The 21,596-nt window shown below is 63.6% G+C and carries 16 protein-coding genes and 1 pseudogene; 12 read left to right on the top strand and 5 right to left on the bottom strand.

What is annotated here, in order from left to right:
- Positions 1-69: 69 nt before the first annotated feature.
- Positions 70-918, top strand: a complete 849-nt coding sequence (locus NHH73_29740) for an NAD(P)-dependent oxidoreductase (GenBank protein USX29750.1) — start codon at positions 70-72, stop codon at positions 916-918.
- 52 nt (positions 919-970) lie between these two features.
- On the opposite strand, the gene NHH73_29735 is transcribed toward NHH73_29740, so the two are convergent.
- Positions 971-2,164: a M20 family metallopeptidase gene (locus tag NHH73_29735; protein ID USX26682.1), complete on the bottom strand. Its 1,194-nt coding sequence runs from the start codon at positions 2,162-2,164 to the stop codon at positions 971-973.
- A gap of 159 nt (positions 2,165-2,323) precedes the next feature.
- Between NHH73_29735 and NHH73_29730 the strand changes: the two genes are divergently transcribed.
- The 4 genes from NHH73_29730 (at position 2,324) to NHH73_29715 (ending at position 9,109) form a co-directional block, all read left to right on the top strand.
- Complete coding sequence (locus NHH73_29730) at positions 2,324-4,402, top strand: molybdopterin oxidoreductase family protein (protein ID USX26681.1); 2,079 nt, start codon at positions 2,324-2,326, stop codon at positions 4,400-4,402.
- Between the two features lie 9 nt (positions 4,403-4,411).
- Positions 4,412-5,548: an aminopeptidase gene (locus NHH73_29725; protein ID USX26680.1), complete on the top strand. Its 1,137-nt coding sequence runs from the start codon at positions 4,412-4,414 to the stop codon at positions 5,546-5,548.
- Between the two features lie 190 nt (positions 5,549-5,738).
- On the top strand, positions 5,739-7,430 hold the full coding sequence (locus NHH73_29720; GenBank protein USX26679.1) for a long-chain-fatty-acid--CoA ligase: 1,692 nt from the start codon (positions 5,739-5,741) through the stop codon (positions 7,428-7,430).
- A 2-nt stretch (positions 7,431-7,432) separates the two neighbouring features.
- The gene (locus NHH73_29715) at positions 7,433-9,109 is read left to right on the top strand and encodes a long-chain-fatty-acid--CoA ligase (GenBank protein USX26678.1); all 1,677 of its coding nucleotides are present in this window, start codon (positions 7,433-7,435) and stop codon (positions 9,107-9,109) included.
- A 34-nt stretch (positions 9,110-9,143) separates the two neighbouring features.
- Here the strand turns inward: NHH73_29715 and NHH73_29710 are convergent, their stop codons facing one another.
- Positions 9,144-10,709 carry an alkaline phosphatase D family protein gene (locus NHH73_29710; GenBank protein USX26677.1) on the bottom strand — a complete coding sequence of 522 codons (1,566 nt, stop codon included), beginning with the start codon at positions 10,707-10,709 and terminating at the stop codon, positions 9,144-9,146.
- Positions 10,710-10,724: 15 nt separating this feature from the next.
- Entirely contained in the window at positions 10,725-11,174 is a 450-nt protein-coding gene (locus NHH73_29705; GenBank protein USX26676.1) for an acyl-CoA thioesterase, read from the bottom strand.
- Between the two features lie 61 nt (positions 11,175-11,235).
- Here NHH73_29705 and NHH73_29700 point away from each other — a divergent pair, with 61 nt between their 5' ends.
- Both NHH73_29700 and NHH73_29695 read left to right on the top strand, forming a co-directional pair.
- Entirely contained in the window at positions 11,236-13,095 is a 1,860-nt protein-coding gene (locus NHH73_29700; protein ID USX26675.1) for an ABC transporter ATP-binding protein/permease, read from the top strand.
- 122 nt (positions 13,096-13,217) lie between these two features.
- Entirely contained in the window at positions 13,218-14,633 is a 1,416-nt protein-coding gene (locus tag NHH73_29695; GenBank protein USX26674.1) for a M20/M25/M40 family metallo-hydrolase, read from the top strand.
- Positions 14,634-14,793: 160 nt separating this feature from the next.
- On the opposite strand, the gene NHH73_29690 is transcribed toward NHH73_29695, so the two are convergent.
- Positions 14,794-16,056, bottom strand: coding sequence for a dicarboxylate/amino acid:cation symporter (locus NHH73_29690; protein ID USX26673.1), 1,263 nt, complete (start codon positions 16,054-16,056; stop codon positions 14,794-14,796).
- 248 nt (positions 16,057-16,304) lie between these two features.
- Here NHH73_29690 and NHH73_29685 point away from each other — a divergent pair, with 248 nt between their 5' ends.
- The 4 genes from NHH73_29685 to NHH73_29670 all read left to right on the top strand — a co-directional run bounded on the left by NHH73_29685 (position 16,305) and on the right by NHH73_29670 (position 19,529).
- Positions 16,305-17,030 carry an amino acid ABC transporter ATP-binding protein gene (locus tag NHH73_29685; protein USX26672.1) on the top strand — a complete coding sequence of 242 codons (726 nt, stop codon included), beginning with the start codon at positions 16,305-16,307 and terminating at the stop codon, positions 17,028-17,030.
- Positions 17,031-17,124: 94 nt separating this feature from the next.
- Complete coding sequence (locus NHH73_29680; protein USX26671.1) at positions 17,125-18,090, top strand: amino acid ABC transporter substrate-binding protein; 966 nt, start codon at positions 17,125-17,127, stop codon at positions 18,088-18,090.
- Between the two features lie 15 nt (positions 18,091-18,105).
- Positions 18,106-18,837, top strand: coding sequence for an amino acid ABC transporter permease (locus tag NHH73_29675; GenBank protein USX26670.1), 732 nt, complete (start codon positions 18,106-18,108; stop codon positions 18,835-18,837).
- Entirely contained in the window at positions 18,837-19,529 is a 693-nt protein-coding gene (locus NHH73_29670) for an amino acid ABC transporter permease (protein USX26669.1), read from the top strand. Before NHH73_29675 ends, NHH73_29670 begins: the two co-directional genes overlap by 1 nt.
- Here NHH73_29670 and NHH73_29665 read toward each other — a convergent pair.
- Positions 19,500-20,417 (bottom strand): LysR family transcriptional regulator, encoded by a 918-nt coding sequence (locus NHH73_29665; protein ID USX26668.1) that lies wholly within the window; start codon positions 20,415-20,417, stop codon positions 19,500-19,502. The two genes, NHH73_29670 and NHH73_29665, sit on opposite strands and share 30 nt — an antisense overlap.
- 107 nt (positions 20,418-20,524) lie before the next feature.
- Here NHH73_29665 and NHH73_29660 point away from each other — a divergent pair.
- Positions 20,525-21,577 (top strand): annotated as a pseudogene (locus NHH73_29660) (alkene reductase).
- Positions 21,578-21,596: the final 19 nt, after the last annotated feature.

Here is a 21,596-nt window from a genome sequence, read left to right as displayed (position 1 = left end):
TTGATTAGCCCAGGAGCGGAATTGTCTATGCGAATCACATTTCTCGGTATCGGCTTGATGGGAGACCCGATGGTACGCCGCCTGCTGGCGGCTGGCCATTCCGTTACAGCCTGGAACCGCACCTTTGCCAAGGCGGAAGCGCTGGCGCCGGCCGGCGCGCTGGCGGTGGCGAGCTTGGCGCAGGCCGTGCGCGATGCCGGCATCGTCATCTCCATGCTGGAGGCGGGGCCGATCGTGGCGCAAGTGATGCGCGACGCCTTGCCGGCTCTGGCGCCGAACGCATTGTGGGTGGACATGAGTTCGACGCAACAGGCGGAGGCGCAAGCGTTCCACACGCTGTTGCGGGCCGAGGGCAAGCGTTTCGTCGATGCGCCGGTCTCGGGCGGCGTTGGCGGCGCGGCGGCCGGCACGCTGGCGATCATGGCCGGTGGCGATCCCGCCGACTTCGCCGAGGCGGAGCCGGTGTTGACGGCGATCGGGCGGCCGACGCTGGTCGGCCCTGCCGGCAGCGGGCAGGTGGCCAAGCTGTGCAACCAATTGATAGTCGGCGCGACGATCAATATCGTGGCCGAGGCGATGTTGTTGGCGCAAGCGGCCGGCGCCGATCCGGCGGCGATGCGCGCGGCGATCCGTGGCGGTTTCGCCGAGAGCAAGATATTGGATGTGCATGGCCAGCGCATGCTGGAGCGAAATTTCGTCGCCGGCGGCAAGGTCGCCACGCAGTTGAAGGATCAGCGCAACATCCTGGCGGCGGCCGAAGCGGCAGGGGTGACACTGCCGGTGACCGAATTGGTGACCGAGCGCTACAGGGTATTGGCCGAGACCATGCCGCAAGCCGACCATTCGGCGGCATTGGTGGGGTTGGAAGCGCTCAACCCCGGGCAACGGGTAGGAACGGCTCGGGACCAGACCACGTAGGGCGGCTTAGGCGGCACGCCGTAATCCGCCAAGGCGCGCGCCGCGTCGTGATTTAATTCAACGGCAAACTGCGCTCCGCCAACCGCACCCAAAAGCTCGCCCCCACGGGCAGCAGATTGTCGTTGAAATCATAGCTACCGTTGTGCAGCACGCAAGGCCCCAGCCCATGGCCGCCATCGCGGTGATCTCCCTCGCCATTGCCGATGAAGATATAGCACCCCGGCTTAGCCTGCAGGAAGAACGCGAAATCCTCCGCCCCCATGGTCGGCTCGACATTGTCGTCCACCTTGTCGGCCCCCACGACCTCCTTCATGACCTCGACCGCGAACCGCGTCTCGGCCGCATGATTGACCAGCGGCGGATAATTTCGTCGGAACTTGTAGTCGACCTCGGCGCCGAACGCCGCCGCCGTGTGCTGCGCGATCTCGCCCATGCGCGTCTCGATCATGTCGAGCACCGGCGTGGTAAAGGTGCGCACGGTGCCGACCATCTTCGCCTCGTCCGGAATGACATTGGTGGCGCTGCCCGCATGGATCTGGGTAATCGACAGCACCGCCGTATCGAGCGGACTCTTTTGCCGCGAGATAATGGTCTGCCAGCTCTGCGCGATCTGCACCGCCACCATCACCGGATCGATGCCCTTGTGCGGTTGCGCCGCGTGGGCGCCCTTGCCCTTGATGGTCAGGTAAAACTCGTTACTGGAAGCCATCATCGGCCCTTCGACCACGCTCATGTGGCCGGACGCAATGCCGGGCCAGTTGTGCATGCCGTAAATCGCGTCCATCGGACATTGCTCGAACAGGCCGTCCTCGATCATGCGGCGCGCGCCGGCGCCGCCTTCCTCGGCCGGCTGGAACACCACATACACGGTGCCGTCGAAGTTGCGGTGCTCGGCCAGGTGTTTGGCCGCGCCCAGCAGCATGGCCGTGTGGCCGTCGTGGCCGCAGGCATGCATCTTGCCGGCATGGCGCGACGCGTGTGCGAAGGTATTGACCTCCTGCATCGGCAGCGCGTCCATGTCGGCGCGCAGGCCGATCGCCCGCGGCGAGCTGCCGTTCTTGATGATCCCGACCACGCCGGTGAGTCCGAGGCCGCGAATCACGGGGATGCCCCATTCCGTCAGCTTGTCGGCGACCACGTCGGAGGTGCGCTGCTCTTCATAGCAAAGCTCCGGATGGGCGTGCAGGTCGCGCCGGATGTGCTGCAATTCGGACTGAAAGGCAATGATGGGATCAACTAGTTTCATGTGCTTCTCCAAAATGGGTTCGCTTGCCTTGTGAGTAGCGAGAATAGCCATTGTAGCCCTTGTCACGCGACTTGATCCAGAGCGGCCCCAAGCCGGACAGCGCCGCCCCGGAATGGTTTACGATACTGCTTTCAGTGTACACTTTTTGGACTTTTGATAATGACAACCACACAAGTTCGCGCGGTCTGTCCGCACGACTGCCCGGACACCTGCGCGCTGCTGGTGACGGTCGAGGACGGCGTCGCCACCGCCGTCAAGGGTGACCCGGACCATCCGACCACCGCCGGCGTGCTGTGTACCAAGGTGGCCCGCTATACCGAGCGCACCTACCACGCCGAACGCCTGCTGCATCCGCTGCGCCGGATCGGCAAAAAGGGCGAGGGCAAGTTCGAGCGCATCAGCTGGGACGAGGCGCTGGCCACCATCGCCGCCAAACTCAAGCCGATCGCCGCGCGCGCGCCGCAAGCGATCCTGCCGTACAGCTACTGCGGCACCATGGGCCTGCTGCAGGGTGAATCGATGTCCTCGCGCTTCTTCAACAAGATCGGCGCCTCGCTGCTGGACCGCACCGTCTGCGCGACCGCCGGCGCGACCGGCTACAAGTACACGATCGGCGGATCGGTCGGCACCGACATGGAGCAGTTCCAGAACGCCAAGCTGATCATCATCTGGGGCGGCAATCCGATCGCCTCCAACCTGCATTTCTGGACCCGCGCGCAGGAAGCCAAGCGCAACGGCGCCAAGCTGATCGCCATCGACCCGTACCGCTCGCTGACGGCCGAGAAATGCCACCAGCACATCGCGCCGCTGCCGGGCACCGACGCCGCGCTGGCGCTGGGCCTGATGCACGTGCTCATCGCCGAGGACTTGCTCGATCATGACTACATCGCGCAGCATACGCTCGGCTTTGAGCGGTTAAAAGCGCGCGCCGCCGAATGGACGCCTGAGCGCGTCGCCGAGACCTGCGGCATCACCGTGGCCGAGGTGGTCGACCTGGCGCGCCTGTACGGGGCAAAAGCCCAGGCCGGCGAGCCGGTGGCGATCCGCGTCAACTACGGCGTGCAGCGCGTGCGCGGCGGCGGCACGGCCGTGCGCAACATCGCCTGCCTGCCGGCACTGGTGGGCGCGTGGCGCCACGCGGCCGGCGGCATCCAGCTGTCGTCCAGCGGCTCCTTCCCGTCGAACAAGGCGGCGCTGCAGCGGCCCGACCTGCTCAAATCGATGCCGCGCACCATCAACATGACCACCATCGGCGACGACCTGCTGCGCCCGGCCTCGCCGGAATTCGGACCGGCGGTGGAGGCCGTCATCGTCTACAACTCCAACCCGGTGGCGATCGCGCCGGATTCGTCGAAGGTGGCGGCGGGCTTCGCGCGCGAGGACCTGTTCACCGTCGTGCTGGAACACTTCCAGACCGACACCGTCGACTATGCCGACATCGTGCTACCCGCCACCACGCAGCTCGAACACGTCGACGCTCACACCTCGTTCGGCCACTTGTACATGATGGCCAACAACGCCGCCATCGCGCCGCTGGGCGAATCCAAGCCCAACACCGAGATTTTCCGCCTGCTGGCGGCGGCCATGGGCTTCGACGATCCGTGCTTCCGCGACAGCGACGACGCGCTGGCATCGATCGCCTTCAACACCAAGGACGTGCGCGCCGTGCACTTCGATTGGGAGTCGTTGAAACTGAAGGGCTGGCAAAAGCTCAACATGCCGGAGGCCCCGTTCGCACAGGGCGGCTTCACGACGCCGTCCGGCAAATGCGAGTTCTATTCCGCCGCGATGGCAGCCGACGGACTCGATCCGTTGCCGACTTATCTACCTCCTTACGAATCTGTTGCTAGCAACCCTCAACTTGCGAAAAAATATCCGCTGGCGATGATTTCTCCGCCGGCGCGAAACTTTTTAAATTCGACATTTGTAAACGTCAAGAGTTTGCGCTCCGCGGAGGGCGAACCGCACCTCGACATCCACCCCGACGATGCGGCAAAACGCGGCATTTCGGACGCCGATATGGTGCGCATCCACAATGACAGAGGCAGTTTTATCGCCAAAGCGCGCGTCACGGACAAGGCCCGTCCGGGCCTGGTTGTCGGTTTGTCAGTGTGGTGGAAGAAGCTAGGCAGGGATGGCAAGAACGCCAATGAGGTCACCAGCCAGCGCCTTACCGACATGGGCCGCGCACCGACTTTTTACGATACACTCGTAGAGATTGAAAGAGTCGTTGCTTGAAGGTAGCATATGCGCAATTTTCTCCGCCGTGCCATGCGGGCCAAGTACTGGCTCGCGACGGCATGCTCCGTACTTCTGCTGGCCGGTTGCGCCCAGTTGCGGTACTACGTGCAGGCCGCGCAAGGCCAGTACGCGCTGTGGTCGGACGCCCGTCCGATCGACGATTGGCTGGGTGATCCGAACACCGATCCCCGCCTCAAGGCCCGCCTTGAAAAGGCCCTGCTGATACGCCGCTTCGCGGTGCAGGAACTGGGCCTTCCCAACAACGCCAGCTACAAGAACTACGCCGCGCTGTCGCGTCCGTTTGTGCTGTGGAACGTGGTCGCCACGCCGGAGCTGTCGCTGCGGCCGATCCAGTGGTGCTTCCCGATCGCCGGCTGCGTCAGCTATCGCGGCTACTACAGCAAGGCGGATGCCACCGCCTACGCCGACGAGCTGCGCGACGAGGGCAACGATGTCCAGGTCGGCGGCGTGCCGGCGTACTCCACCCTCGGCTGGTTCAGCGATCCGCTGCTGTCGACCTTCATCAATTACTCGGACGCCGAGCTGGCGCGCATGGTGTTCCATGAGTTGTCGCACCAGGTCGTGTACGTGCAGGGCGATACCCAGTTCAACGAGAGCTTCGCCACCGCCGTCGAGGAGGCCGGCGTGCAGCGCTGGCTGGAACTGTACGGTACGCCCGAGATGCGCGAGAGCTATGTGCGCAACAACGCGCGCCGCCAGGACTTTTTGGCGCTGCTGGTCAAGCACCGCCAGATGCTGGCGGATAATTACGCCAGCAAAACCAGCACCCGCCACCGCCGCGCCGAGAAGACGCGCATCTTCGCCCACCTCAAATCGGACTACCAAAAGCTCAAGGAAAGCTGGGGCGGCTACGCCGGCTACGACCGCTGGTTTGCCGAGCCGCTGACCAACGCCCACCTCAGCGCGGTGGGAACTTACCACGATTATCTGCCCGCCTTCCGCGAGCTGATGAAACAGGAAAGAACGTTCGTGCGATTTTATGGTGCAGCGCAAAAATTGGCTTTGCTTGATTTCGCTCAACGTCAACAGCAGCTCGACCAACTCACCCGCCTCGCAACGCTCGACGCCGAGCGGATTGCCAGCCCGCAGCAACAAGCTGCCATCGCTGAAGGCGTCCGTTGATGCTGCTCTGCAGCATAAATAGCCGTTAGAAGCGATGTTCTAATTATGCTTAAATGCGCTTGCGTCCGGGCTGAGTGCCCGATAGCATCGCATCTTAAGCAGGCTCATACTGATCGCGCAGACGATCCCCACCTGCTCGGAGCGGCACTGTGCGCCGCGACTATAATGATAATGAGACGAGAGGCACAGGATGGAGAAAATCTGGTTGAAGTCCTATCCGCCGGGCATGCCGACGGAGGTCGACACGACGCAGTACCGATCGCTGGTGCAGTTGCTGGAGGAGTCGTTTCATAAGTTCGCGGACCGCAACGCTTACGTCTGCATGGACAAGTTCCTGACCTACGCCGAGCTCGACGCCCATTCCAAACGCATCGGCGCCTGGCTGCAAAGCCGCGCCATGAAGAAGGGCGCGCGCGTCGGCATCATGATGCCCAACGTGCTGCAATACCCGATCGCCATCGCCGCCATCCTGCGCGCCGGCTACACGGTGGTCAACATCAATCCGCTGTACACGCCGCGCGAACTGGAACACCAGCTCAACGACTCCGGCTGCGAAGCCATCATCATCCTGGAGAATTTCGCCAACACGCTCGAGCAGGTGCTGGGCCGGACCCAGGTGCGGCATATCCTGGTCGGCAGCATCGGCGAGATGCTGGGCGCGCCGAAAGGCATGCTGGTCAACTTCGTCGTGCGCAACGTCAAGCGGCTGGTGCCGCCGTTCTCGTTGCCGAACGCGGTGCGCTTCAAGGACGCGCTGTCGCAGGGCGGCGGCATGAAGCTGACGCCGGTCGACGTGAACCAGGACGACCCGGCCTTCCTGCAATACACGGGCGGCACCACCGGCGTGGCCAAGGGCGCCGTGCTGACGCATAAGAACGTGATCGCCAACCTGCTGCAAACGGAAGCGTGGGGCCACCCGGCGATGGGCGGCCTGGCCGAGCAGAACGTCATCGTCGCGGCGCTGCCGCTGTACCACATCTTCGCGCTGACGGCCTGCGCCATGTGGGGCATGCGCGTCGGCGCGCTCAACGTCCTGATCCCGAATCCGCGCGACATCGGCGGCTTCATCAAGGAGCTGGCCAAGCACCGCTTCCACATGCTGCCGGCGGTCAACACGCTGTACAACGCGCTGCTGAACCATCCCGACTTCATGCACCTGGATTTCTCGGCGCTGAAGGTGTGCAACGGCGGCGGCATGGCGGTACAGCAATCGGTCAACGACCGCTGGCGCAAGATCACGGGCGTTCCCATCGTCGAAGGCTACGGCCTGTCCGAGACCGCCCCGGTGGCCACCTGCAACCGCACCGACATCGCCGACTTCACCGGCACCATCGGCTTGCCGATGCCGTCGACCGACATCGCCATCCTCGACGACGACGGCAACGAGGTGCCGCTCGGACAGCCCGGCGAGATCGCCATTCGCGGCCCGCAGGTGATGGCCGGCTACTGGAACCGTCCGGACGAGACCGCGAAGGTGATGACCGCCGACGGCTTCTTCAAATCCGGCGACATCGGCGTGATGGACGAGAACGGCTACACCAGGATCGTCGACCGCAAGAAGGATATGATCCTGGTCTCCGGCTTCAACGTCTATCCGAACGAACTCGAGGGCGTGATCTCCGCCCACCCCGGCGTGCTGGAATGCGCGTGCATCGGCGTGCCGGACGAGCATTCGGGCGAAGCGGTCAAAGTATTCGTGGTGCGCAAGGATCCAGGCCTGACCGCCGACCAGTTGATGGCCTACTGCAAAGAGCAATTGACCGGCTACAAGAAACCGAAATACATAGAGTTCCGCGAGGAACTGCCAAAAACCAATGTCGGTAAGATCCTGCGGCGCGTGCTGCGGGACGAACATACCAACGAAAAGAAAAAGGCTGCATAAAGATGGAAAAAATCTGGCTCAAGTCCTACCCCGAAAACATGCCGGCGGAGATAGACCCGACGCAATACCGTTCGGTCACGCATCTGCTGGAGGAATCGTTCCGTAAATATGCCGACCGCAATGCCTACGTCTGCATGGATAAGTTCCTCACCTACGGCGAGCTGGACAAGCTGTCGCTGCGCATGGGCGCCTGGCTGCAAAGCAAGGGCCTGCAGCCGGGCGCGCGCGTGGCGATCATGATGCCGAATGTGCTGCAATATCCGGTGGCGATGGCAGCCGTGATTCGCGCCGGCTACATGGTGGTCAACGTCAATCCGCTGTACACGCCGCGCGAGTTGCAGCACCAGCTGGTGGATTCGGGCTCGGAAGCGATCATCGTGCTGGAAAATTTCGCCACCACGCTGGAGCAGGTCATCTCGCATACCAAGGTCAAGCACGTGATCGTCGCCACCATGGGCGACATGCTCGGCACTCTCAAGGGCGCGATCGTCAACCTGGTGGTGCGCAAGGTCAAGAAGCTGGTGCCGGCGTTCTCGCTTCCCGGTTCGATTTCGTACAAGAAGATGCTGTCGGAGGCGGCCAACATGACCTTGCAGCCGTCCAAGCAGGGGCACGACGATATCGCCTTCCTGCAATACACGGGCGGCACCACGGGGGTCTCCAAAGGCGCGATGCTGCTGCACCGTAACATCATCGCCAACGTGCTGCAGAACGAAGCCTGGCTGCAGTTCAAGCAGCATAAACAGCAGATCGTGTTCGTTGCCGCGCTGCCGCTGTACCACATTTACTCGCTGACCATCAGCGCCCTGATGGGCATGCGCATGGGCGGGCTGACCCTGCTGGTGCCGAACCCGCGCGACATCCCCGGCTTCATCAAGGAATTGTCCAAATACCGCGTGGCCGTTTTCCCCGCAGTGAACACCTTGTACAACGCGCTGCTGAACAATCCGGAGTTCTCCAAGCTCGACTTCTCCAGCTACTCGGTGTGCAACGGCGGCGGCATGGCCGTGCAAAAGGCCGTGGCCGACAAGTGGCTGAAGGTCACCGGCACGCCGATTATCGAAGGTTACGGCTTGTCGGAGACGTCGCCGGTAGCCACCGCCAACCGCGTCGATATCAAGGAATTCACCGGCACCATCGGCCTGCCGATTCCGTCGACCGAGGTGCAGATCCTGGACGACGACGGCAAACCGGTGCCGCTGGGCCAGACCGGCGAGATCGCGATTCGCGGTCCGCAAGTGATGGCCGGCTATTGGAATCGCGCTGACGAGACCGCCAAGACGATGACGGCCGACGGTTTCTTCAAGACGGGCGATATCGGCATCATGGACGAGCGCGGCTATACGCGGATTGTCGATCGCAAAAAGGACATGATCATCGTGTCCGGTTTCAACGTCTATCCGAACGAGGTCGAGGGCGTGGTGGCGGCGCATCCGGGCGTGCTGGAAGTGGCGTGCATCGGCGTGCCGGACCAGAACTCGGGCGAGGCGGTCAAGCTGTTCGTGGTGCGCAAGGACCCGAACCTGACGGCCGAGCAGCTGCTGGATTACTGCAAGCACGAGCTGACGGCGTACAAGAAGCCGAAGTTCATCGAGTTCCGCGACGAGCTGCCGAAGACCAACGTCGGCAAGATCCTGCGGCGCCAGCTGCGTGACGAGAAGCCGAAGGTGGTCGCGTAATGTCAAGAAATCGCCTGTTCGCAGGCGATTTTTTTTACTTGTTCAATTGCGGCCGGCCGTTTTGCACGACGAAACTGGCGGCGGTCGCGATGCCGCTGGCCGCGTCGTGCACATCGTTCAAGCCGACGAAATGCGCGGTGGTGGCCGCCGGCGTGACGTTGATCAGCATGAAGCCGCGCTTGTCGCTGCGGCCGTACTTGATGCCCGGATTCATCGCGACATACTGCTCGGTGCGCGACTGCGGGCGCGACGGCGATGTGATCGACGTGCCGCAAAATTCCGTTGCCAGCACCGCGTTCGCACCCGACCGGGGACGCGCCGGATCGCGGCAGATTTCCGCGGCGAGGAAGCTGTGCACGTCGCCCGACAAAATCAACGGATTGCTTGCCTTGCTGATGGCCAGCCCGTCGAGCAGACGCCGGCGCGCCATCGGATAGCCGTCCCAGCCATCGGTCCAGATGCGCGCGTCGCCCTCGCTCTTGAACGGCACCTGGCTGTTGTGCGCCATCAGCGTTTGCTGCGCCAGGATGTTCCAGCGCGCCTGTGAAGACTTCAGGCCCTCGTCCAGCCAGCGCTGCTGCACCTCGCCCAGCATCGTGCGTTGGGTGTCGCCCAGCGCCGCGCACTGGCGCCGCACCACCGACGACGAGCCGCCGCGTCCCGCAGGCGGGCAAGCTTGCCAGGCGCGGTACTGGCGGTCATCCAGCACATGAAAGCGCGCCAGCCTTCCCCAGTCGTAGCGCTGGTAGATGCGCATGTTGGCGAAGTCGCCCGGCTTGCGCAGCACCAGCCGCACCGGCATATGCTCATAGAACGCCTGGTAAGCCGCCGCGCGCCGCTCCAGGAACTTCGGATTCCGGCGCTCGTCGCGGTCGTTGGCGTAGTCGTTGGCGACTTCGTGGTCGTCCCAGGTCACGATCCACGGCGCGGCGTGATGCGCGGCCTGCAGATCGCGGTCGCTCTTGTACTGGGCGTAGCGGCTGCGGTAGTCGGCCAGCGTAAAGCACTCGGAGGACCGTACGGCCTTTTGCGGGTGGCGCAGCTGATACGGCCCCCATTCGTAGATGTAATCGCCCAGGAAGGCCACCAGATCTGGCGAGGCGGCGGCCATGTGGCGATGCGCGGCATAGGTGCCGAACTCCCAGTGCTGGCACGAGGCCACGGCCAGCTTGAGCTGGTCGGCCATCGTGTCGGCGGCGGGCGCGGTGCGGGTGCGGCCGATGGGGCTGACGGCGTCGCCCAGCATGAAGCGATACCAGTACCAGCGCGCCGGCGACAGCCCGGTGACATCGACATGGACGCTGTGCGCCAGCTGCGGCGCCGCGCTGGCCGTGCCCTTGGCGACGATGCGGCTGAAGCGCTCATCCTCGGCCACCTCCCAGCGCACGGCGAAGGCCACCGGCGGCATAGCGGCCGCGTTGAGTGGATCGTGCAGGATGCGGGTCCAGATAACGACCGCGTTGGGCAGGGGTGAGCCGGAGGCGACGCCCAGGTTGAACGGATAGCCGGCTTTGCCGGCGCCCGCCGGCACGACGGCGAGGGCGTTGGCGCTTGCCGATGCCGCCAGCGCGGCGAGGAAGATGCGGCGTTGCGCGTCCACCGGGCCGATCGCCGATTACGGATGCATCAGCGTTTCGATCGGCGGCACCTTGCGCGGCTTGCGGTCGGAGTCGGTCGCCACATAGGTCAGCACCGCCTCGGTCACCTTGACGGTATCGGCCTGCAGCCGATTGCGCTCCGCGTACACCTCGACGTTGACGGTAATGGACGTATTGCCAACCTTGACAATATCAGCATAGAACGACAGCAGGTCTCCGACGAACACGGGATTTTTAAACAGGAACGAGTTCACGGCGATGGTCGCCACGCGGCCGTTGGCGCGGCGGGTGGCCGGCAGCGAGCCGGCGATATCGACCTGCGACATGATCCAGCCGCCGAAGACATCGCCGTAGACATTGGCGTCGGACGGCGACGGCATCATGCGCAGTTCCGGCATTTTGCCGGCGGGCAGGCCGCGATTGACCGTGGTGACGGCGATGGGTGTTGGATTTTCGGGCGTGGTCATCGTGAATTCTCTTCAGGGGCTACAATTACCGGGATTGAACCATAAAAAGCCGACATCCGCCATGCGCCGTTACCCGAATTCCCCGCCAGACCCGGTCGGCACAGCCGCCGCCTCCGCTCCCACCCGCAGCGACACCGCCACCCTGAAGACACTGATTCCCTACCTGTGGGTCTACAAATGGCGCGTGCTGCTGGCGCTGTGCTGCCTGGTCGGCGCCAAGCTGGCCAACGTCGGCGTGCCGGTGGTGATGAAAAAACTGATCGATTCGCTGACCATCACGCCATCGCATCCGCAGGCGCTGCTGGTGCTGCCGGTCGCCGCGCTGGTGGCCTACGGCGTGCTGCGCGTCTCGACCACGCTGTTCACCGAGCTGCGCGAATTCCTGTTCGCGCGCGTCACGCAGCGCGCCGTGCGCACCATCGCGCTGCAAGTGTTCCGCCACCTGCACGCACTGTCGCTGCGCTTCCACCTGAACCGCCAGACCGGCGGCATGACGCGCGATATCGAACGCGGCACGCGCGCGGTCGGCTCGCTGATCTCGTACACGCTGTTCAACATCCTGCCTACTTTGGTGGAGATCACGCTGGTGCTGGGCTATCTGGTTCTGCACTACGACATCTGGTTCTCGGTGATCACCTTCGTCGCGCTGGTGTTGTACATCACCTTCACCGTCGTCGTCACCAACTGGCGCACGCATTTCCGCCGCACGATGAACGATCTCGATTCGAAGGCCAACACCAAGGCCATCGACTCGTTGATCAACTACGAGACCGTCAAATACTTCGGCAACGAGGACTACGAGGCCAGACGCTACGACGAGGGCCTGCAAAACTACGAATCGGCGGCCGTCAAATCGCAGACATCGCTGTCGCTGCTGAACACCGGGCAGTCGATGATCATCGCGATTGCCGTCACCTTGATCCTGTGGCGCGCCACGGTGGGCGTCATCAACGGCACCATGACACTGGGCGATCTGGTGCTGGTCAACTCGTTCATGATCCAGCTTTATATTCCGCTCAACTTCCTGGGCGTGATCTACCGCGAGATCAAGCAAAGCCTGGCCGACATGGAGAAGCTGTTCTCGCTGCTGGACCAGAACCGCGAGATCGCCGACGCCAAGGACGCACAGCCGCTGGTCACGCACGGCGCGCAGGTGCGCTTCAACCACGTCGACTTCAGCTACGAATCGAAGCGCCAGATCCTGTTCGACGTCGACTTCACCATCGCCCCGGGCACCACGACGGCGGTGGTGGGGCACAGCGGCTCGGGCAAGTCGACCTTGTCGCGATTGCTGTTCCGCTTTTACGAAGTCAACGCCGGCGGCATCACCATCGACGGCCAGGACCTGCGTTCGCTGACGCAGGACTCGGTGCGCCACGCGATTGGCATCGTGCCGCAGGATACGGTGCTGTTCAACGACACCATCGAATACAACATCGCCTACGGCAAGCCGGGCGCCAGCAAGGAGCAGATCGTCGCGGCCGCGCGCGCGGCGTCGATCCACGACTTCATCGAGAGCCTGCCGGACGGCTACGGCACGATGGTCGGCGAGCGGGGACTAAAGCTATCGGGCGGCGAAAAGCAGCGCGTGGCGATCGCCCGCACCTTGCTGAAGAATCCCGCGATTTTGATCTTCGACGAAGCCACGTCCGCGCTGGACTCGAAGGCCGAGCAGGCGATCCAGGCGCAGCTCAAGGAAATCGCCAAGAGCCGCACCACGATGGTCATCGCGCACCGTCTGTCGACGGTGGCCGACGCGCAGCAGATCCTGGTGCTCGACCACGGCCGCATCGTCGAACGCGGCACGCACCAATCGCTGCTCGCGGCCGACGGCCTGTACGCGCAGATGTGGCAGCGCCAGCAGGCCAAGGCCGATGAAGAATTGACCTCGTCGCCCGAGGACGAGGCGCGCGCCGAATAACCCCTAACCACCGGGGTCAGTGCCGACATTCGGACACGTGCTGTGCTGTATGGCGGATGAGGCCGTGTCCGAATGTCGGCACTGACCCCAATGATTTTTTTCACTTTGATAAGGAATCGACCATGAAGTCTCGCTTTGTCCTGGGTGCTGTCACCGCGCTGGTGGCGTGCATGCAAAATGCCTACGCCGACCCCACAGAACAGCAATTCCGCGCCCTCTACAAGGAGCTGGTCGAAACCAACACCACCTTATCGTCGGGCAGCTGCACGCTGGCGGCCGAACGCATCGCCACGCGCCTGAAGGCGGCCGGCTTCCCGGATTCGGACCTGCACCCCTTCGCCGATCCGAAATCTCCGAAGGAGGGCGGTCTGGTCGCCATCCTGCCGGGCAGCGATCCGAAGGCCAAGGCCATCCTGCTGCTGGCGCATATCGACGTGGTCGAGGCCAAGCGCGAGGACTGGGTCCGCGACCCGTTCACGCTGATCGAGGAGGACGGCAAGTTCTACGCGCGCGGTGCGCTGGACGACAAGGCGCAGGCGGCCATCTGGGCCGACTCGCTGATCCGCTTCAAGAAGGAAGGCTTCAAGCCGCGCCACACCTTGAAGATGGCGCTGACCTGCGGCGAGGAGACGGCCGGCGCCTCCAACGGCGCCGAGTGGCTGACCAAGAACAAGCGCGATTTGATCGACGCCGGCTACGCGCTGAACGAAGGCGCGGGCGGCGAGCTCAATGCGGCAGGCAAGCGCGTCTCGATGACGGTGCAGGCGGGCGAGAAGGTCGCGCAGAACTACCGGCTGGAAGTGACCAATCGCGGCGGCCACAGTTCGCGTCCGCAAAAGGATAACGCCATCTACCGGTTGGCGTCCGCGCTGAAGAAGGTCGAAGGCTACGAGTTCCCGATCCAGCTGGCCGACGGCAGCCGTGGTTACCTGAACGGCATGTCGAAGATCCAGGCGGCGGCCGGCCACAAGGACGTCGCCGACGCCATGCTCGCCGTGGTCAAGAACCCGGCCGACGCCAAGGCCGTCGCGCTGTTGTCGTCGACCGATTCCAGCTGGGGCGCGATGCTGCACACCACCTGCGTCGCCACCCTGCTCGATGCCGGCCACGCCACCAACGCGCTGCCGCAGCGCGCCCGCGCCAACATCAACTGCCGCATCTTCCCCGGCGTGACGCAGGAGGAAGTGCGCCAGACCCTGGTCAAAGCGATCGACGATCCGGCGGTCAAGGTGGAAACGCTGGAAATCCGAGGCGAGAACTCCGCCCCGCCGGCGTTGACGAAGGCGATCCTGGAGCCGGTCGAGCGCATGACGGCCAAGATGTGGCCGGGCGTGCCGGTGATGCCGATTTTGCAGTCCGGCGCCACGGACGGCCAGTTCCTCAACGCCGCCGGCATTCCGACGTACGGCATCAGCGGCATCTTCCTCACGCCCGACCTCGGCAACATCCACGGCCTGAACGAATACATCGGCGTGCAATCGCTGATGGAAGGCCGCACCTTCCTGCATGAACTGGTAAAAATCTACGCCAACCAGTAACTCAATAAAAAAAGCAGCTCCGGGGTCAGGTCCACCATTTCTACACGGGCTCGACCTTGGAGCAGGCTAGGGCAGAGCTCCTGTAGAAATGGTGGACCTGACCCCGGATGAAAAAAGGCCACCTGAACTGACGGTGGCCTTTGCTTTTGCAGTGCGCGTTTTACGCGGCGTTTTTGACCATCTCATCCTCCTGACCCGGCTCGAGCAGCTCGCCCTCCCACTTGGCGACGACCGCCGTGGCGACGCCGTTGCCGATGACGTTGGTCGCGGAACGCGCCATGTCGAGGAAGTGGTCGATGCCGAGCAGCAGCAACATGCCCGCTTCGGGGATGTTGAACTGGCTTAAGGTGGCGGCGATCACCACCAGCGAGGCGCGCGGCACGCCGGCCATGCCCTTGGAAGTGAGCATCAGCACCATCATCATCGTCATTTGCTGCCCCAGCGACATTTCGATGCCGTAGGCCTGGGCAATGAACACGGTGGCGAAGGTGCAGTACATCATCGAGCCGTCCAGGTTGAACGAGTAACCGATCGGCAGCACGAACGAGGCGATCCGGTTGCGCACACCGAAGCGCTCCAGGCCTTCCAGCGTTTTCGGGTAGGCCGCTTCGCTCGAGGCGGTCGAGAACGCCAGCAGGGCCGGGCCGCGCAGCTCCTTCATCAGGCCGAACACGCGGCCCTTGAGGAACAGGAAGCCGGCGAAGATCAGCAGGCACCACAGCAGGATGATGCCGAAGTAGAACTCGGCCATGAACACGCCGTAGGTCGACAGCACGCCCAGGCCGCTTTTTGCGATGACGCCGGCGACGGCGGCGAACACGGCAATCGGCGCGAACTTCATCACATAGCCGGTGACCTTGAGCATCACGTGGGCGACGCCGTCAAGCGCGTCGACCATGATCTCGGCCTTCTTGCCGACGGCGGCGGCGGCCGAACCGAAGAACAGCGAGAAGATAACGATCTGCAAGATCTCGTTCTTGGCCATGCCGTCGACAATCGACGCCGGCACCAGGTGGGTGACGAAGTCCTTCAACGTCAGGCTGGACGTGGCCAGTTCGACCTTGGCGGAGGCGGTGGCGGCCATGTGGCCCAGCAGCGCGTCGCCCGGACGGAACAGGTTGACCAGCACCAGGCCCAGGCTCAGGGACATGACCGAGGCGATGAAGAACCAGCCCATGGTCTTGATGCCGATGCGGCCCACTTCGCTGGCATCGCCCATGCGCGCGATGCCGACAACCAGGGTCGAGAACACCAGCGGGGCGATGATCATTTTAATCAGGCGCAGGAACAAGGTCGTGATCAGCGACATCGTGTCGGCAAAACTGACGGGGTTCGCCATGTTGGCGTGAACGATGTAGCCGGTAAGAATACCGAGCGCCAGTGCGATCAGGATGTAAGTGGTCAAACGACTTTGTTTAGGCATGTTCTCTGTTTTCCATGGTAGTGTCTCTATGGACGCCGGCTGGGGCGGGATTGGTCCGCCAAAGCGCAGTCTCGTACAAAATAATGTCATTACCCCGCAATGTGGAGGTATGATCCAGCCAATGCAGCTTTGTAAGCTGATGAAACATTGAGCAAGTTCCGCAGTATCCTTGTGGTCAAGGGTACTGTCAAGTTCGCGTGGACGCAGGCCCACACGCCTGTCGCGGGCACTCTCACTTCGCCAAAAATATGATAGCGATAAATAATCTGAGCAAATGGTATGGCCAGTTCCAGGTATTGGCCGAATGCACCACCAGCGTCGCCAAGGGGGACGTGATGGTCATTTGCGGGCCGTCCGGTTCGGGCAAGTCGACCCTGATCAAGACCGTCAACGGCCTGGAGCCGTTTCAGCAGGGCGAAATCGTCGTCGACGGCATCTCGGTCGGCGCCAAGGGCACCGACCTGCCCAAGCTGCGCGCGCGCATCGGCATGGTGTTCCAGAATTTCGAGCTGTTCCCGCATCTGTCGGTGCGCCAGAACCTGACGCTGGGCCAGGTCAAGGTGCTGGGACGCAGCGAGGACGAGGCCAACGCGCGCGGCCTGCAGTACCTGGACCGCGTCGGCCTGCTGTCGCAGCAGGACAAATATCCGAACCAGCTGTCCGGCGGCCAGCAGCAGCGCGTGGCGATCGCCCGCGCGCTGTCGATGGACCCGATCGCGATGCTGTTCGACGAGCCCACCTCCGCGCTGGACCCGGAGATGATCAACGAGGTGCTCGACGTGATGGTCGGCCTGGCGCAAGAGGGCATGACGATGATGGTGGTCACGCACGAGATGGGATTCGCCAGGAAGGTGGCCAACCGGGTCGTCTTCATGGACAAGGGGCGGATACTGGAGGACTGCGGCAAGGATGAATTCTTCGGCGCGCCGCGCTCCGAGCGCGCCCGCGATTTCCTGGCGCGGATTATTCACTAGCTTAGCTTCAGTTCCACCCGCATCACAGATAGCATGCGCCGGCACTGCCGGCAGATCGTTTTTGACGTTCATTGTATTTTTCTTAGGAGGAATCATGTCGTTACCGCGAGTGCTCTATCGTTTTGCCATCGTCGCCGCCAGCGCGGTCCTTGCCACCGGTCCCGCCGCCGCCCAGGAAGCCGGCGGCACGCTCGCCAAGATCAAGCGCACCGGCACCATCACGCTCGGTGTGCGCGACGGCTCCATCCCCTTCTCCTACCTCGACGACAAGCAGCAGTACCAGGGCTACTCGGTCGATTTGTGCCTGAAGGCGGTGGCGGCGATCGAGAAGCACCTGGGCATGTCCGGTGTGAAGGTGGTGATGAATCCCGTCACCGCCGCCAACCGCATTCCGCTCATGGCCAACGGCACCATCGATCTCGAATGCGGCTCGACCACCAACAACGCCGAGCGGCAGAAGCAGGTGGCGTTCGCGCCGACCATGTTCGTCATCTCCAACCGGCTGCTGGTCAAGAAGGCGTCCAACATCCGCAGCCTGGCCGACATGAAGGGCAAGACGCTGGTGGCCACCGCCGGCACCACGACGCTCAAGCAGATGACGATGCTGAACAACGAGCGCAAACTGGGCATGACCATCGCCGTCGGCAAGGACCATCCCGAATCGTTCCTGATGCTGGAGACCGGGCGCGCCGCCGCCGAGGCCAACGACGACATCCTGCTGGCCAGCCAGGTCGCCACCGCGCGCAATCCGGGCGAGTACACGATCCTGCCGGAGGCGCTGTCGGTCGAGCCGTATGCGATCATGATGCGGCGCGGCGACACGGCCTTCAAGGCGGTGGTCGACAAGGCGCTGACGCAGTTCTACCAGTCGCCCGAATTCTCCAAGACCTACGACAAGTGGTTTGCCAGCGCAATCCCGCCGCGCGGCATCAACCTGAATTTCCCGATGCCGGCCACGCTCAAGGCGGTCATCGCCAAGCCGACCGATTCGCCCGATCCGGCGGCTTATGCCGTGACGGCGGCGCCGGCGCCCGCCCAGAAGACCGACGCTAAGAAATAAGCGCGGCGCGTCGCGATGAACTACCAATGGAACTGGAACATCTTCCGGGAGATGTCGCCGGACGGCGTGCAAACGTACTGGGAGACGCTGCTTTCCGGCCTGGCCTGGACGATGGCGACATCGCTGGCCGGCTGGGTGATCGCGCTGGCGCTGGGCTTCGCCGTTGGCGCCATGCGCACCTTGCCCAACCGCTGGCTGCGGATGGTGGGCACCGGCTACGTCGAGCTATTCCGTAACGTGCCTTTGCTGGTGCAGATGTTCCTGTGGTTCTTCGTGATGCCGGAGCTGCTGCCGCAGGCAGGCGGCGACTGGCTTAAGTCCCTGCCCAACGCGCCCTTCGTGACGGCGGTGCTGTGCCTCGGCTTCTTCACCTCGGCGCGGGTGGCGGTGCAGGTCACGGCAGGCATCGAGGCACTGGCCGGTGGTCAGCGCCTGGCCGCGCTGGCGCTGGGCCTCGATCTGCCGCAGGCCTACCGCTTCGTGCTGCTGCCGCTGGCGGTGCGCACGATCCTGCCGCCGCTGACCAGCGAATTCCTCAACATCATCAAGAACAGCTCCGTGGCGCTGACCATCGGCTTAATGGAGCTGACCGCCAGCGCGCGCGCGATCCAGGAGTTTTCCTTCCAAGTGTTTGAAGCCTTCACCGCCGCCACGCTGATTTATGTGGTGGTCAACCTGGTGGTGATCGCCGCCATGCGCTGGCTGGAGCACCGTCTCGCGCTGCCCGGCACATTGGGGGGGCGCTGATGTTTGCCCAATTCGACTTCGGCGTCATCGCCAACTCGTGGGTCTATCTGTTCCAGGTCGGCATGGCGTTTACCTTGGAGCTGACTGTGCTGTCGATGATCGGCGGCGTGGCGCTGGGCACCTTGCTGGCGCTGGGACGCATGTCCAGTTTCAAGCCGCTGGCGCTGGTGGCCGCCGCCTACGTCAACCTGATACGCTCGGTGCCGCTGGTGCTGGTGATCTTCTGGTTCTATTTCCTGGTGCCGTACATGGCGGCGTGGGTGATCGGCGCGCAGGAGCCGGTCAAGGTCGGCACGTTCTGGTCGGCGCTGATCACGTTCACCTTGTTCCAGGCCGCGTACTACTGCGAGATCATGCGCGGCGGCATACAGGCGATCCCGCGCGGCCAGGTGCTGGCGGCGCAGGCGTTGGGATTGCGCTACTGGCAGACGATGGGACGGATCGTGCTGCCGCAGGCCTTCCGCAACATGCTGCCGGTGCTGCTGACGCAGACCATTGTGCTGTTCCAGGATGTGTCGCTGGTGTACGTGCTGTCGGTGCCGGACTTCGTCGGCGCCGCCAGCAAGGTGGCGCAGCGCGACGGCCGCCTGGTGGAAATGTACACCTTTGTGGCGCTGGTTTACTTCGTTCTGTGCTGCCTGTTGTCGTGGCTCGCGCGGCAGCTACACAAGCGTGTGGCGATCGTGCGCTGAGTAATCCTTCAGCGCGGCCTGCATGAAGTCGATGAACAGCCGCACGCGCGACGGGATCAGGCGCGATTCGATGATCGCGTGGACCGGCGCCGGCGAGACGTCCCATTCGGGCAGCACGCGCTTCAGCGAGTCACGTAAGGCGTCGTCGCGCATCTCCGGCCCCGCCGAGATGGCGACGCCTACGCCGAGCGTCGCCAAGGTGCGGCACATGCTGACGTTGTTGGCACAATAGCGGCCGGAGACGTCAACCGTGGTGGTTTGTTTTCCGGACGTTAGCGTCCACCGCGATTGCTTTCCCGATGCCGCCTGGATCACGCACTGGTGGTGTGCCAGGTCTTGCGGGTGATTTAGTGGCGGGGCATCGCGCAGATACTCCGGCGCGGCGAACAGATAGCGCGGCAGCAGCCCGATCTGCCTGGAGATCAATGTGGACGGCGTCGGTGGCGGCGTGCCAATGCGGATCGCGCAGTCGAAACCGTCCGCCACCAGGTCGATGCGGCGCGGTGTCAAATCCATTTCGAAATCGATCAGCGGATACAGCTCGCCGAAGCGCTTGATCGCCGGTGCGAGATAGCTGATCGCCAGGTCGACCGGCATCGATACCCTGAGAAGGCCGCTGGGCCGCTCGGCCAGTTCCATCAGCGATTCGTGCGCGATGCGGGCCTCGGCGACGATCCCCTGGCAGCGCCGGAAGTACGCCTGGCCCGCTTCCGTCAATTCCACTTTACGGGTGGAGCGGTGAAACAGGCGCACGCCGATTTCCTTTTCCAGATCGGAGATGCGGCGCGAGAGCGTCGAATTGGGCATGTCCAATTGCTCGGCGGCGCGACGGAAGCCCTTGGCGTTCGCCACCGCCACAAACAACTCCATACTCGCCAGCAGTGTCATTGCGATTGCTCCATCTGTGGATCAGTGATTCCATTTTAAGCTATTTATCCACGGGGTGAAACAATGGATGATGGCTTCACTGTCATCCACTTCCCGAGGAACCTGAAATGAACCAGCTCTCCACCGCAGTCAAGATCGGCCCTTACGACCTCCGCAACCGTATCTTCATGGCGCCGATGACCCGCTCGCGCGCCAACGACGCCGACGGCGTCCAGTCCGACCTGGCCGTCACCTACTACCGCCAGCGCGCCGGCGCGGGCCTGATCATTACCGAAGGCACTTTTCCGAGCGCGATGGGCAAGGGCTATGTCGCCACGCCCGGAATCTACAGCGACGGGCAGGTCGAGGCCTGGAAGCGCGTCACCGACGCGGTCCACGCCGAGGGCGGACGGATCTTCCTGCAGTTGATGCACACCGGCCGCATCTCCCATCCGTCGATGCTGCCGCAAGGCGCGCTGCCGGTGGCGCCGTCGGCGATCAAGGCGGCCGGCCAGGCGTACACGATGTCCGGCATGGCCGATTTCGTTACACCGCGCGCGCTGGAGACGGCGGAAGTGGCAGCCGTGGTGGACGAGTACCGCATGGCGACGCGCCGAGCGCTGGAAGCGGGCTTCGATGGCGTCGAGCTGCACGCGGCGTCGGGCTATTTGCCGGAGCAGTTTCTGTCGTCCGGCACCAACCTGCGCACAGACCAATATGGCGGTTCGATACAGAACCGCGCGCGCTTTATCCTGGAGGTGCTGCAAGCGATGGTCGCGGAGGCGGGAGCGGACCGCGTCGGCATCAAGATCTCGCCCGAGATGGGTTTTAATGACATCGTCGACGCGAACCCGGTCGAGACCTACACCTATCTGGTGGGCCAGTTGGCGCATTTGAAGCTGGCCTACCTGCATGTGGCGCTGTTCAAAGCGAACTACGATTACCACGCCGCGTTGAAGCCGTTGTTCGGCGGCGTCTATCTGCTCGGTGGTGGCCAAAGCCGTGAATCCGGCGAGCAGCGCATCGCCGCCGGTGAGGCCGATGCGGTGGTCTATGGCAGCACCTTCCTGGCCAACCCCGATCTGCCGCGCCGCTTCGAACTGAATGCTCCGCTCAACGCACCGAATCCCGCACTGTTCTACGTTCCAGGTCCACAAGGGTATATCGACTATCCGGCGCTCGATGACGAACGTGCCAATC

The organism is Oxalobacteraceae bacterium OTU3CINTB1, assembly GCA_024123955.1.
Taxonomy (GTDB): domain Bacteria; phylum Pseudomonadota; class Gammaproteobacteria; order Burkholderiales; family Burkholderiaceae_D; genus Rugamonas.
Note: the sequence above shows the minus strand (reverse complement) of the source record. Positions and strands in the feature narration are given on the sequence as shown.